This window comes from Caballeronia glathei (assembly GCF_000698595.1).
GTDB classification, from domain to species: domain Bacteria; phylum Pseudomonadota; class Gammaproteobacteria; order Burkholderiales; family Burkholderiaceae; genus Caballeronia; species Caballeronia glathei.
The window spans coordinates 54,361-67,986 of the sequence record NZ_JFHC01000026.1 but is presented as its reverse complement, the minus strand read 5'-3'; the positions used below and the strand labels follow the sequence as shown (position 1 = coordinate 67,986).

At 59.3% G+C, this 13,626-nt stretch carries 17 protein-coding genes; 16 read left to right on the top strand and 1 reads right to left on the bottom strand.

All coding sequences use genetic code 11. From position 1 onward, the window contains the following. Positions 1-65 precede the first annotated feature (65 nt). From BG61_RS17615 to BG61_RS17545, 14 genes are all read left to right on the top strand, one after another. Entirely contained in the window at positions 66-878 is an 813-nt protein-coding gene (locus BG61_RS17615) for a hypothetical protein (RefSeq protein ID WP_152565225.1), read from the top strand. A 9-nt stretch (positions 879-887) separates the two neighbouring features. Then, complete coding sequence (locus BG61_RS17610; protein ID WP_035939441.1) at positions 888-1,907, top strand: hypothetical protein; 1,020 nt, start codon at positions 888-890, stop codon at positions 1,905-1,907. Positions 1,908-2,003: 96 nt separating this feature from the next. Beyond that, a complete protein-coding gene (locus BG61_RS17605) occupies positions 2,004-2,513 on the top strand; it encodes a hypothetical protein (protein WP_035939443.1) in 510 nt (169 codons plus the stop codon). A 2-nt stretch (positions 2,514-2,515) separates the two neighbouring features. Beyond that, positions 2,516-3,013 (top strand): hypothetical protein, encoded by a 498-nt coding sequence (locus BG61_RS44010; protein WP_051672601.1) that lies wholly within the window; start codon positions 2,516-2,518, stop codon positions 3,011-3,013. Positions 3,014-3,022: 9 nt separating this feature from the next. After that, complete coding sequence (locus BG61_RS41310) at positions 3,023-3,613, top strand: hypothetical protein (RefSeq protein ID WP_035939445.1); 591 nt, start codon at positions 3,023-3,025, stop codon at positions 3,611-3,613. Positions 3,614-3,751: 138 nt separating this feature from the next. After that, on the top strand, positions 3,752-4,558 hold the full coding sequence (locus tag BG61_RS17590; protein WP_241486491.1) for a hypothetical protein: 807 nt from the start codon (positions 3,752-3,754) through the stop codon (positions 4,556-4,558). Between the two features lie 65 nt (positions 4,559-4,623). Further along, the gene (locus tag BG61_RS17585) at positions 4,624-4,932 is read left to right on the top strand and encodes a hypothetical protein (RefSeq protein ID WP_035939448.1); all 309 of its coding nucleotides are present in this window, start codon (positions 4,624-4,626) and stop codon (positions 4,930-4,932) included. Positions 4,933-4,950: 18 nt separating this feature from the next. Beyond that, the gene (locus tag BG61_RS17580; protein ID WP_035939450.1) at positions 4,951-6,276 is read left to right on the top strand and encodes a hypothetical protein; all 1,326 of its coding nucleotides are present in this window, start codon (positions 4,951-4,953) and stop codon (positions 6,274-6,276) included. A 63-nt stretch (positions 6,277-6,339) separates the two neighbouring features. Continuing rightward, on the top strand, positions 6,340-6,732 hold the full coding sequence (locus BG61_RS42835) for a hypothetical protein (protein WP_035939452.1): 393 nt from the start codon (positions 6,340-6,342) through the stop codon (positions 6,730-6,732). Between the two features lie 93 nt (positions 6,733-6,825). Then, on the top strand, positions 6,826-7,464 hold the full coding sequence (locus BG61_RS17570; protein WP_035939455.1) for a hypothetical protein: 639 nt from the start codon (positions 6,826-6,828) through the stop codon (positions 7,462-7,464). Between the two features lie 113 nt (positions 7,465-7,577). Further along, positions 7,578-9,266 carry a lytic transglycosylase domain-containing protein gene (locus tag BG61_RS17565; RefSeq protein ID WP_035939457.1) on the top strand — a complete coding sequence of 563 codons (1,689 nt, stop codon included), beginning with the start codon at positions 7,578-7,580 and terminating at the stop codon, positions 9,264-9,266. A gap of 1 nt (position 9,267) precedes the next feature. Then, the gene (locus tag BG61_RS17560; protein WP_035939459.1) at positions 9,268-10,008 is read left to right on the top strand and encodes a hypothetical protein; all 741 of its coding nucleotides are present in this window, start codon (positions 9,268-9,270) and stop codon (positions 10,006-10,008) included. 268 nt (positions 10,009-10,276) lie between these two features. Next, positions 10,277-11,239 carry a hypothetical protein gene (locus tag BG61_RS17550; protein WP_232256426.1) on the top strand — a complete coding sequence of 321 codons (963 nt, stop codon included), beginning with the start codon at positions 10,277-10,279 and terminating at the stop codon, positions 11,237-11,239. Next, positions 11,232-11,936: a hypothetical protein gene (locus tag BG61_RS17545; RefSeq protein WP_035939461.1), complete on the top strand. Its 705-nt coding sequence runs from the start codon at positions 11,232-11,234 to the stop codon at positions 11,934-11,936. Before BG61_RS17550 ends, BG61_RS17545 begins: the two co-directional genes overlap by 8 nt. Here BG61_RS17545 and BG61_RS17540 read toward each other — a convergent pair. Further along, the gene (locus BG61_RS17540; protein WP_035941763.1) at positions 11,933-12,274 is read right to left on the bottom strand and encodes a hypothetical protein; all 342 of its coding nucleotides are present in this window, start codon (positions 12,272-12,274) and stop codon (positions 11,933-11,935) included. The two genes, BG61_RS17545 and BG61_RS17540, sit on opposite strands and share 4 nt — an antisense overlap. A gap of 31 nt (positions 12,275-12,305) precedes the next feature. On the opposite strand from BG61_RS17540, the gene BG61_RS41300 reads away from it, so the two are divergent. Together BG61_RS41300 and BG61_RS41960 are read left to right on the top strand one after the other, a co-directional pair. After that, on the top strand, positions 12,306-12,710 hold the full coding sequence (locus BG61_RS41300) for a hypothetical protein (RefSeq protein WP_206540596.1): 405 nt from the start codon (positions 12,306-12,308) through the stop codon (positions 12,708-12,710). Next, a complete protein-coding gene (locus BG61_RS41960) occupies positions 12,707-13,621 on the top strand; it encodes a hypothetical protein (protein ID WP_129572326.1) in 915 nt (304 codons plus the stop codon). Before BG61_RS41300 ends, BG61_RS41960 begins: the two co-directional genes overlap by 4 nt. The last annotated feature ends 5 nt before the right edge of the window (positions 13,622-13,626 follow it).

The window sequence follows — 13,626 nt, the reverse complement described above, 5'->3', positions numbered from 1 at the left end:
CGCCCTTCTTTCCGTACGCGACTACGAACGCAGCTGGTTCGTTCTCGGTACAAAGCGCCGGCTACGTGCAAGGCGTCTACTTCGACGAGCCGGCCCTGCGCTACTCGCTCGCCCTCGGCACTCTGTCGCCGACCGCAACCGGCCCGATCTGGGGCGGCGTTCCGATCTCGGAAAGCATTCCCGGCGCGCCCTCGGACACCACGACCGGCGGCACGGTCATCCAAGCGTCCGCAGTCGCAAACATCACCGGCTTCACGGTGTTCAACCAGGCATATAGCTGGGTTGGCTCGCCGCAAAGCCAAGTCCCCCTTGCTGGCTCGGCCGGCATGACGGTTCCGTTCTTCCGCATGGGTTCGGGCGTGCGTCTGGCTGTTGCGATGGACCCGTCGCTCGTCTCGCTCGACGGCGGCCTGATCACGCAGCAAGTCTCGTGGGACTTCAACAACAACGTCCTGCAGCCGTTCAACGCAGCAACCGCAACCGTCGCGATCACCTCGCAAACGGCAACGTTCGACGCTCCCTCGGGCACGTGGACGGTCGTAGTCGTGGCAGGCGCTGCCTCGCTGGTCGGCGGCGTTGGCGACTCGATCAACATCTCGGGCGCGACGAACGCCGGCACCGGCGGCGCTGGTCTGATCAACGGCACGCACGTCGTGACGGCGTTCACGGACAGCCAGCATTTCAGCTATCAAGTCGTGGCTCCGGCTGGCGCAATCGGCGCGATCGCTGGCACGCAAGTGCTGAACCAAGGAACGGGCGTTCTTCCCGTCAAGGTGCTGTCGACCAACGTCGGCAACAGCATGACCGTTTCCTTCAACCCCACCACTGGCGCAGCAACCTGGAATCGCACCGGTTCGGCGGCCATCATCCTGCTCTGAGGCTAAAACATGGCTAACATCGTACCGGCACAAATTCGGGTCAGCCCGAGCTACGTCGTTCCCGAACTGCTCCTGCAATACCAGCAGGCTTCGGGCGCATTCGAAACTATCGCCACCGGCGACCCGCTCGTTCGCCTCGGTGAAGACGACCTCGCGGTCTACATCAAGCGTCTCGACCTTCGCACGGAAGTGCAAGTCGGCCAGTTCGCGGCGAACCAGCTTCCGAGCTGCACGATCGTCTACAACGAGATCAGCACGCCGACGTACATGATCCGCTCGCGCGCGGAATACGATCACCACGACACGGCCGCTCTGGGCCGCGTTGGCGCGTCGACCGTCGAAGCGCACCGCCTGGCGATGCGTCAGGGCACGTTCCAGCAACAGCGGAACCTGCTGCTGTACGGCGCGAACCCGCTGAACGGCGAAGGTCTGCTGAACACGAACGGCGCCACGGCACTGAACCTGCCGGCCGACATGAACGGCAACACCACCGTTTCGACGTACGACAACGGCGCGTTCGCGTTCTTCATGCTTCAGCAAATCGGCGCGATCAAGGTCCGCACGATGCAGATGGGCATGCCGGCGCGCTTCTCGGTCGTGATGCCGCAGCGCATCCTCGAATCGATCAGCTATCAGGGCATCGTGCAACTGACGCAGTTCCAGCGTGAAGGCGCAGGTTCGAAGTCGGTTCGCGGCCTGGTGGATGACGTGCTCGAGTGGAACGAGGACGAAATCACGTGGGGCGCGGATGACACGCTCGTCGGCAAGGGCGCCGGCGGCACGGACATGATCGTCATCAGCATGCCGGAAGTGAAGAAGCCGAAGGCGAACAAGATCAACACGAACGTGTTCGCCGAGCTCACGCCGGGCCTCGAGGCATGCAGCCTCCAGCTCGTCGACCGCGCTGCGCCCACGGAGATCATTGCACCGCTCCCCGCTGGTGCTGTGGACGTCGTGTCGGAACTGCGTTCGACGTCGGGCTGGGCCGCGCGTCCGGAAGCTCTCACGCTGATCAGCGCGGGCTTCTAATCGGTTGTCCCACACCTAGGCGCCGGAGCCGAAAGCCCGTTCCCTGCGGGTTGGTGTGGGCATTCAATACAGGGATTCTTTTCAGGGAAAGAAGCCATGACGTTGTATGTAGGCAATCTCACGAAGCAGGTTTTCGAACTTCATTTCTGGGTCGAGAACACCAAGAAGCCGATCGTCGTTAAGATCCAGCCCGGCAGCCAAGCGAACGTCTATCCGCAAGGCTCCCACCTCGATCACGAAAACATCGTCGGTCAGCACAAGATGTACGGTCTGACTCAGGTATCCGAGATCGACCGCCGCAAAGAATTCGTCGGCCATTGCTATCAGTTCGACACGCCGATCCCGCTTGATCGCCTGTTCACGACGATGGAGCGCAACGACGACATGCTGTACGACCAAGCGCTCGAGCGTCGCAAGGAAGCCGCGCTGGCTATGGACGAGACGATGAAACGAACCGCGCAAGAAACCGACACGAAACTGCAGAACTTCGAGGTCGAGCTTCAGGAAGTCGAGCAGAAAGGCGTCGACACGCAGGTTCACGAAGTCATCACCGTGGGCGACGGCGAGCAGCAGCAACGCCGCCGCGGCCGTCCGCGCAGGAGCTAAATGTGTTCTTTTTCCCGCCACCTCCCGGCGCCGGCGGTCTTGCCCCGTGGCAGACACAGACCCAGCCGAACACCGCCGATCTGTACACGTTCCTGACGACGGTGGCGGGCGTTCCCACGGCAGCGCTGCCGTCGAATAGTCCGTATCTGGCGTGGGCACTGAGTTTTTCCGAGGAGAACACGTTGCTCGTGTTGCGGGCCGTGGGGCAGGACTATTACTGCTTCGCGGTCTACCTGCTCGCGACGTCGTTCCTGATCAACTGGGCGCCGGATCAGCTAGGCCAGACGTTCTTCGCTGATCTGCGCAACACGTGGAACATTTCGGGCTTCGTGGGCGGCATCGTGCAGTCCACGGCCGATCAGGGCACGTCGGAATCGATGACGATGCCGGACTTCCTGAATGGCCTGACCCTCGGCCAATTGCAGGCTTTGAAAGACCCATTCGGGCGTCAATGGCTTGCGATGTCGCAAGAACTCGGGCCCATATGGGGCATTAGCTAGGAGTGACCGATGGCAGCCGCCCGCGACTATGCAACACCGCACGCTGACGGAGGCGGCAGCTATTCGGCGCCGAAGGTCTACGCGAGTAACGCACCCAGCAGGATCACGCTCAACCTCGGCGTGATCGATATTCCGTATTCAAACGCCCCGCCGGCGGAGAAGGTGCCGCAGGCGAAGAAGGGCAAGGCGAACAAGCCGCTCAAGCCTAAATCGTCCGGCGGCACGAAAACAACTGGCGACGTTGCCGAGATCCTTGAAGATAAGTACGGGATCATGGACACGTTCGCTTATGTCCAGCTTCCTGACATCGCGAAGGCGCTGGAGGAATCGATTGCCGGGTCGCTCGAAACCCTGCTGATGGGCGGTATGCCTAGCGCGAATCCGTTTGCCTCGGCTGAATCCAAAATCACCGCCATGTTCAAGCAATTTTTGGCGACGGGCGCGATTGAGCATATGGGAATTGAAGGCGTTCCGACGCAAGCGGCGCTGAACGGCGTGAATCACCGCCTGAAGCACCCGTATGCGAAGGGGAATCCGCGGCGAGAGTCGTTCATCGATACGGGGCTCTATCAGTCCCATTTCTTGGCGTGGTTCTCTTAAATGCCGTCGATCACAGAGTCCCTAAATTCGCAAAGCCAGCTTGCGAGCGGCTTAGCGGCCGGCGTGAATACGCTGTCGCTTAGTCAGACCATCCCATTCACGCGCTATACGCAAGCCGTCCTACCGCTGGACGGATACGTGTTCTACATCAACACGGGCGAGGTTGTAAGCGTCCAAGGCTCGTTGCACTATTCGACGGACCAGCAGCAGAACGAAGACGAAACGATCGATGTCAACCGCGTCATCTTCACCGCACTGAGCCAGATTGATCGATTCAATCAAGTCGCGCCAACCGACTTGTTCGTCGGCACGTTCGAAGGAATCCGGTTCTCGTTCAACGCGCGCGGATCGTTCTACGAACAGGCGAACCTGTTTCACTATCTTGGGAACGCGGTCTACCCTGCCCTGGCGTCTCAGCTAGTCGAGAGCGCTGCCGACTTACCGACCGAGCCCGTCGTATCAAACAGCCTGCCGATTTGGCTGAGCCAGAACAGTTTCGCACCGGTCTATCCATCGTTCCTCGTGCCGTCGAACGTCGTGCCGCCGTACATCACGGCACACATCGAGCCGGATCTGACTGAGGTCCCGTCGTTCCCCATTTATGGATGGCCAGGCACGACCGAGCCGAATTCAGGCACGGCGCCGCTTCACGATCTGCCGAGCACGCAGCTGGCGAAGGACAACGTCAGGCTGACGCTGTATGGCTTCACGAATCAGATGGCGATTCAGTATCTCGCATCGCTGATCGATCACTCGCTGAATGTCGAGGATTTCGGTTTTGGCAACTCCCCGGCGATCAAGGACCAGAAGCGCACGCAGTCCGAGCTCAACGTGATCGCCATGAAGAAGACGATCGATATCGTTGCGTGGTACTTCCAAAGCACGGCCGACGCCGTTGCGCGTCGCCTGATCCTGTCCGCCGGATTCTCTTCGATTACCCCATAAGCGGGGCATCCCGCTTCGAACAACTCACCCCGCTCCGGCGGGGTTTTTCATTTCTGGAGTCTCGTATGCCCCAAGGTCCGATCGCTGTAAACCCCATCAGCAACACGCAGACCAAACTCAATGTCACGGCGAAGACTGTGATTAACGTTGGTCCCGGCCGCGTCGCAAAGATCGTCTTCGTCGTTGCATCCACCGCCGGCACCCCTGGCGTCTATGACGCGGCCACGACTGCCGCTGGCGTTGCCGCTACCGCTCTATGGGCCGGCGCTGCGGTTACCACGATCGGCACTGTTGTCCCTCTCGATATGGCCTACACGAATGGTCTTGTGGTCGATCCGGGCACGACCGGCGTGGTTTCGGTTTCGTTCATCTAATCCCCGGAGGCCGCCCACATGGCGCAATTTACAACCCCGACGATCGTAACGGTTAATACGATCGTCACGCGAGCGCCTACGCCCTCGCAGCTTCAGCAAAGCGGCGCCATCGTATCCACGGGCGGCACCACTCTCGCACCAGGCACGTTTCAGTTTTGCGGTCTGCTTTCGCAGGTCGAAGATATTCTTTCGGCGCCGGCGGCACTGAGCACCCTCGCTTGGGCAACTGGCACTGTCACCGCGACGACCGCCGCCCCGATCGGATTGGCTACCGGCCAGACGTTCACTACGACGATCACTGGCGCGGTGCCGGCTGGCTATAACGGCACGTACACCGCAACGGTCACTGGCGCTAGCGCGTTCACCTTCGCTCTCGCGACGAACCCTGGCGCGGAAACGACTCCGGGTGTGTTTCTGCCGCCGGACGCTGCTTTCATCGATGACGCTGCAAGGACGTTCTTCGCTCAAGGCCAGACAATCGGCGTGTTTGTGCTCGAGCTCGGCCCGCAAACGACCGCTGCCGACGCAATCACGGCTCTGCAGACGTTCATCACGAACAACAGCAACCCGCAAGTCTTCTACGCGTATTTGCTGGATCCGTCGTGGGACGAAGCGTCGGCGGCTGCCCTGAACACGATGACGGCGAATTTCGAAAGCCCGAGCGGGCAGACGTATTTCTTCGTCACGACGACGGTCGCGAATCTTCCGACCTACGCCACGAACAAGGCGGTCATCGCGATGGTGCCCAGCCCGAAGCAAGCGGCGACCGAGTTGCAGGCTGCAGCCATGTTCTATCAGTGGCTGGTGAACAAGCCGGGCCCGGCGAACCAGCTGGCGCCGATGGCGTACCGCTTCGTCTTCGGCGTGACGCCGTGGGATCAAGCCACGAGCACGACGGACATCAACACGGTCCTGACCAACTTCGGAAACATCATCCTGACAGGTGCCGAAGGCGGCATTTCGACGGCGTGCATCTTCAAGGGCACGACGATGGACGGCCAGCAGGCGGCGTTCTGGTACGGAATCGACTTCTTCCGTATCCAGGTCAAGCAAGCCCTCGCCGCAGCGATCATCAACGGCTCGAACCAGAACCCGCCGCTGCTCTACAACCAGAACGGCATCAACACGCTGCTCGCGGTTGCGCAGAACGTCGGGAACTCGACTGTTGCATTCGGTTGCGCACTGAGCGTCGTTGTCAACGCCGTGCCCTTCACGACGTACACGACGCAAAACCCGAACGATTACAACGCGGGCGTCTATAACGGCTTCTCCGCGACGCTCGTTGGCGTAAGCGGATTTTTGACGATCACATTCGAACTCGACGCGGTCGAATTCGTGGCGTAAGGACATCTCATGGCTAATGTACCTGTGGTAGCACAAGGCGTCCTGAACCGCGTTCGATGCTCCGTGATCGTTCCGAGCAACCCGGCGCTGAACATCACGGCGCCGTTCATGGGCCGCTCATTCGCTCGCATCGAGTTCGAAGGCGATTTCGTTCAGCAGATCGAGACCGGGACGGGCGCAGTTCGCTCGCCCGAGCCGTTCGTCATGGCGACGATTTCGGTTGGCCTGTTGCGCACTCAAGCGCTCGCAAGCAATTGGATGATGCAAGCGCAGACCAATGGCTTCTTGGGCGACGTGACGATCCATAGCGATACGGCAGCTTTCCAGCCGATCACTATCAACGAGGCGGTTTTGCGCCATCTCGACCCCGGCGCTTTTGACGGCACGGACCCCATCGTGAGAGTTACGGTGCGTGGCACGTTCCCGATCAACGCCGACATGTGGAACTTCGCTTAACGCTTTGCGCTGCGGCTAGGAACGCGATCCGAAAGCCGGCCCCCTTACCGGTTGCCGCAGCCTCTTCTAAGGGCTGACTGAAGGGAATCAGACATGAAGATCAACGAGAAACGGCACCTTGTGTTGCCGATCGTGACCGACCTGGTCACGAAGAAGGTGGAAGGAAAGGATGTGACCGAGGAAGTGGTTCGCATCTATGCTCATCACACGCCGGTCTCGCGCGAGGTATTCGAGGCGAATTATCGAATCCTTGCCGCAACCAAATCGGCGCTGGCGAGCAAGGGTTCGCACTACCTGATGTCGTCGGGCCCGCGCATCGCGGCTCTGACGCTTCGGGATGAAGGAAAGAAGGATGCAGCGGCGCGAGGCTCGTTCGATGAGCAAGGGCGCGTCGTGGACGAAGAGACCCCCGCTTTCTTTGCTGAACTGAAGCGCCTGACGATGGTGCTTTGCCCTGGTCAGCAAGGGTGGGACATGCTGCCCATCGACGCAGCCATCGGTGCCGGCAAGATCGACGCCGAGGATTGGGAGGAGGTGGCTTCGAGTCTCGTTTTTTTTACTTGTCATTATGCGATGGCGAGAAAAGCCGATCGCGAGACGACGGCGAACGGAACAGCTTCACTTCTGGGGTCGTCGATTTCATCCTTGGCACCTACGGAATTCATCGCCTCCTTGCCGAGCTGGACGCCGGCCGCACCTACGATGCCGGTACAGTCTTCGATTCCATCCTAAGCTACATCACGGGCGAGGGATTCACGGAGACGTTCGAACGATACGAAACCCCATACCGGTCTGCACTTGAATACCGGCAAAGATATTTGCTGGAAGGTATGAAAAGGTAAGCCATGGCGGCAAAATCGATAATCACCGTCGACGTCGACGACACCAAGTTCCGCGAGTTCCAAGCCCTCTTCCAGAAGTATCAGTCGCAGCTTTCGGATATGCCGGAGGACTGGAAAAAGGTCGTCGACGTAATCGATGATGCCAGCGGCGGCATGGATCATTTTTCGAAGTCGTCCAAGTCGTCGAAGGACTTCCTCATGATTGCCGCCATCCAGGCGGATGCCATCTCGAAGGCCATGCTCAAAGCCACCGGGGTGCAGGACAAGTTCAATACAAAAGCCAAAGACGGCGCGATCCAGATGACGCGGATGCAGAAGGCATCGGCGGCTATGCACAAATCGATGTCCGGCATGAGCTCTATCCTGCTCAAGCTGGGCACAGTAGGCGCGAGCGGTATCGGAACCGCAATCGCCGCGGTCTATGGCGCAACGAATCAACTGGCCGGACAGAATCTTCAGGCCCGCGGGCTCGGCCTTCGCATCGGCCAAACGCAGGCGTTCGGGGCGAACTTCGAAAAGTTCGGGCTTGGCGCGTCGGACCTCGGCAACGTTGCGAACGCGCAAGGCGACGTCAGCAAATGGCGGGCATTTATTTCCGCCGGCCTGACGCCTCAGCAGATCCAGAACGAGGACGCGGAGCAACTGACGTACGACTTCTCCCGTGCTGCAAGCGGGAAGTATCGCGAGTGGCAAAAGTCAGGTATGCCGGCCGCCTCGATGGCGCAGGCTTACGGCTTCACGGATTTCCTCTCGCCGCAGCAGTTGAGAACGGGTGCAAGCTATAGCGACTCGGACTGGATGAAGGCTCAGCAGAAGACGATTTCCGCTGCTAAGGCGATGGAAGTCAATCAGGGCACTGCGGATCAGGCGTCGGACGTTAAGGCGGCGCTGAAGGCAGATTGGGCGCAGGTACTCAACACTTTCAACGAGCAGCTTGCTGCGGCTAGTCCTGAACTGAAGGTCATGGGCGATGCTGCCGCAGTCGCTGCGACCGCGCTGCTGAAGGTGGCGGGTCCGCAGGGCAAGGAATTGCTGAGGGCCCTTGAAGGTCCGCCGGTTTCACGCGCCGATGCTGCAAAATCCAATACGCTAACGGGAGGCTTGGCTAGACTCGGTTACGGACTACGCGACATTTTTACGCTTGGTTCAATCAAGTCCGGCGGCTCCTCCCCCGCATTCTCGGTGGACTCAAATCACCCGCTTGGGACGATTGGCAATTCTAATGCGGCGGCCGGCGGCGCTGGGCCGGCCGCAGCTGGCAATCGTTTAGCGTCCATGATCGACGCCCAATACACGGTCGAATCAAGCCGCGGTAAGAAGCTCCTTTCTAAGAAAGGCGCAATGGGACCGATGCAGTTCATGAAGGCTACGTGGGATGAATGGGGTCATGGAGATGTCAATAATTTGCATGATGCCCAGGATGCAGCAAGGCGATACGACACGTTCCTGCTGAAGCGCTATAACGGCGATAACCGCAAGGCTCTTGCTGCCTATAACTGGGGAATGGGACACCTTGATAAGGACATCGCTGCGCACGGTGCAAACTGGGAGAAGTTTGCGCCAAAGGAAACACAGGATTACATCAACAAGATCGTGACTTTGATGGCGAAGGGCGGCCAGACCGTCAACGTCAATATCACGAACCAAACGGCCGCGCGTGTAGCGGTTTCACAGAACGCGGCGCAGCACTGATATGGCAAATCAACCGGCATTCGCTACGGTCTATGACCTCGCCTTCCAGGTGTCGCCTATCATCCTGGTCGACGGTATCGCGTCAACCACGCTGGGCGGAATGCTGCCGATTATTGCTCTGGTGGGTCAATCGGCAGCGTTCCTGCAAGGCGCAGCGTCTGATGGCTTCTCGACCAGCGATTTCTTCGCGCGATTCGTTCCGGTTCCGGGCTCGACGCTCGTCAATCAGCAGATCGCGACCTATCCTTTTGCCAATCAGCAGACGGCCGCTAACGCGACGATTCAGCAGCCGTTGAACATCTCGCTGCGCATGATTGCGCCGGTCAAGGATACGGCGGGCTACCTAACGAAAACCGCCATCTTCACCAGTCTGCAGAATTCGCTGGTGGCCCACAATGCGGCCGGCGGAACATATCACATCGCCACGCCGGCCTACATCTATAAAAACGCGATCCTGACGTCGATGACGGATACGACGGGCGGCGCCGGAAAGCAGCAGCAGATTGAGTATCAGCTCGATTTTGTGCAGCCCCTAGTCACGGGTCAGCAGGCAACTGCAGCGCTCAATTCCTTGATGAGCAAGCTTTCTAGCGGCGCCTCAGTATCCGGTGCAACGCCTGCTGCGGGATCGTCGTTCTGGTCGAATGCCGCGGTCGCCGTGGGCTCGTCTGCGCAGAACGCTGTCTCTAACGTGACGGGCATTGCGGGCGTCGTGAACACTTATCTGAGCAGCGCACTGTGACTTTAATCCCGTTCACTCCCAACAACCTTTCGTCGCCGCCCTTCTCTACGCAGCTCACGCTCGACGGCGGAAGCTTCGTTGGAAATGTGACGTGGAACATAGCTGGACAGAGATGGTATTTGTCCATTCTTGATAGCTCTGGCACGATGTTTTGGTCCGGTGCGATGGTCGGTTCCCCGCTCGGATTTGACATCTTTTTGGCGCCGGGCGTGTTCTCTTCGTCGACGATTCTGTTTAGGGCGGACACGGGAAACTTTGAGATTGTCCCATGAGCCGATTCTACGAGCTCTCTCTCACGCCTCAAGGCACCACGACGCCGACGCGGGTCTTCACTTCGCACCCGAAAGGAGTCTACGACCCCGCGGCGCTGGAAATCGAGTATGACGCGTTGGTCGGCCCGTACGGCACGCCGAGCGGCGCCTCGACGGTCACGCTTCGCGGAATCTCGCTGAAGGATTTGACCCAGTCGCAGCAGTTCGCCGGCATGACGCTCGAACTAAAAGCGGGCATGAAGGCGGGTCTGCCGCTCGTCAATCCGGCGCAGGCCGGGACGATCCTGAAGGGGCAAATTTTCCAGTCGTATGGAAATTGGGAAGGCGTAGAGCAAACGCTGGATTTCGTTGTCATCCCGGCTACGTTCACGATCGACAATCCGGGGAACTTCGTTCTTAACTGGACCGCCGGCACGCAACTTTCCACGGCGCTGCAACAGACGTTTTCGGTTGCCTATCCCAATATGCCGGTGGATATGCATATCAGCAGCGATTTCGTCCAGAACTTCGACGAGATCCACGTATGCGGCACGCTTGACCAGTTGGCGCAGGCTGTATCGGAAATCACCGAGGGCGTTTTCGATAACCCGGTGACGATCGGCATTCAAGGCGGCCGGGTCGTCGTTTTCGACAAGACGTTTTTGCCTACGCCGATCCAACTAGCATTTACAGATTTCGTCGGGCAGCCAACGTGGATTGCCGTCAACACGATTCAGCTAAAGATGGTTGCGCGCGCCGACCTCGTGATGGGCGGAATGGTCCGGATGCCGCAGGGGCTTCAAAACCTGCCAGGCTTCGTGACAACCAGTTCGAATTCGTTCCCGTCGACCATCAAGAATCAGACGACGTTTCAGAACAATTTCATCGTGTCCGAGCTGCGCCAGATCGGAAGTTTCCGTTCCGCCGACGCAACGCAATGGGTCACGATCGCTAACTGCATCATGAATCCAAATGGCTGACAATTACGCGAAGCTTTGGGTTCAGAAGAGCTCGAATCAGTTGGCGATCAACCGGGCTCAGCAAGCCATCTCGAACACCGGGCGCGCGCTTCCCTGCCGAGTCGTCAGCGTCTCGGGCTCGATTGTCACGGTTGCGTTTGAAGTCAGCGCGGCGCCGCTGACGCTCCCGAACATCACGATCCCGAAGGCGGAGAGCCCGTGGATCCGGATGCCGACTCAGGTTGGCGACAAGGGCGTCACGATGCCGGCCGACGCCTACCTTGGCGGCGTTTCGGGGCTCGGCGGTGGCGTAGCGAATCTGACGCGCCCCGGCAACCTTAGCGCGCTCGTGTTCGTGCCGATCAGCAACGCCGGATCAGGCCCGATCGATCAGAACGCGGCGCAGGTTCAAGGCCCGAACGGCGCGATCATCCGCACGACGCAGGGCACGAGGTCCGAAATCGTCACGAACACCGATGGAACGACCGTTACCTTCGGGACGTCGACCATCGTCGTGAATGGAACAGAGACCGCTCTGACGTTCGGCGCGACATCGCTGGTTCTCAACGCGGCCGGCATCACGATGACGTTCGGCGCAAATACCATCGTGCTGAACGGTTCGGGACTGAGCATCAACGGCGAGAGCTACGAGAACCATACGCACGGATACTTCCCTGGCACTGGCACGAAGGTTCAAACCGATCCGCCGATCAACTAGCGCTGCGAATACGTGCCCTTGATGCCGTCGTAACGGTCTTCCCACATGCTGAATTTGTGCATGAAGTCCACTTCCCCGTTGCTCCAGCGGACAGTGATGTAACAGTCGATGCGATGAAGGCCCGGATAGTACTCGTAAGCCGGCGTACCGCCGACGTTCTTGATAGACGATATCTTCGCGGCGTTGGGACCGAGGTCCAACAGATACGGAATGTTCGACAGTTCCATATCCCGCGCGAGCGGCGCCTCGCAGTTTTGCGGAATGCCAGCGAGGTCGACGTCTTGTGCGTTGGCCGCCGATGAGACCAGCAAGATAGACAGCAGGGTTATGCGAATCATGGTTTCTCCATTTGCTCTTTGAGGGATTGAAATGCGTACGTGGGGAAGAATCGCCAATGCCGATGGCACTAAAACATGGGTCAAGGTTGAAACGGATGCGAACGGCTTTGATGACAATTGTTGGCTGACCACTCTAGCTCAAGCGCTAAAGCTGAATCTGGGAGAGAGCCCATTTTTTGCCAATACGGGCATTCCGCAGATGCAAACGATCGTCACTCAAGTCCTCCCTGATTTTTACGTAAATCAAATTCAGCAGCAGTTTTCCCCGCACTTCGCATCGCTCACTATCGCGCGCGTACAGGGATCATTCCCGCCGGTCTATCAAGTGACCGCCGTTTGCCACAACGGGGCGATATTGACTCCCTATGTGGACTCTTCGATCGTTGCTCCTCAACTCGATAACACGTTCACTCTCAATTCATCGACCCTAGCATGATCAAACGTCTTGCATTCCTGTTGCTGCTCGCCTGTTCGACGGCGAACGCACAGTTCACCTCAGGTCAGATTCTGACGGCGGCACAGCTTAACAATGCGTTTTCGAACGTTCTGTCGCTGTCGGGCGGGGTTCTAAATGGGCCGCTCACCGTCCCGACTCTTACGGTGACGGGTGTCCTCAATGCGCCGAATATTTCGATCCCGATCTCTGGTCTTTCGCCTGTTGCAGCGAATACGGTGCTCGCGAACGCAACTGGCTCGAGCGCTGCGCCGACAGCATTCAGCATGCCGAGCTGCAGCAGCTCGAACAGCTCTCTGCAATGGTCAAACGGCACCGGGTTCGTATGCCTGACGGGTGTCGCTCGAACGGGCAACCCGCTGTCTCAATTCGCCGCGACGACCAGCGCGCAGCTGCTCGGTGTGATCTCGGACGAAACGGGGAGTGGCTCGCTGGTCTTTGGCACGTCGCCGACGATCACAACGCCGAATATCGTCGGCACGACGACGAACAACAACGCGAACGCGGGTTCGGTCGGCGAGTATCAGTCGAACTCAACCGCAGGAACGTCGCTAACGAGTTCGACGGCGGCAAATGCAACGAGCATCACGAACCTGCCGGCGGGAGATTGGGATGTTTCGTGTGCGGTGACGTTCGCTCCGGCAGCCGGGGTAACGCCAACTGTCCTCGCGGCCGGCATCAATACGACCTCAGCGACTGTGCCGGGGTCTAATCTCGGCGGCTTCGTCCAGCTAGCCAGCGGGTTTCCTATCGCAGCAGCCCAGGTTTTGGAAACGCCGACCGTGCGTGTGAGTCTCGCGAGTCCGACGACGACGTTTTGCGTAGCGCAATCGACGTTCTCAGGCGGCACGATGACGGCGAACGGGTTCATCCGCGCGCGGCGAGTTCGATAACCAAC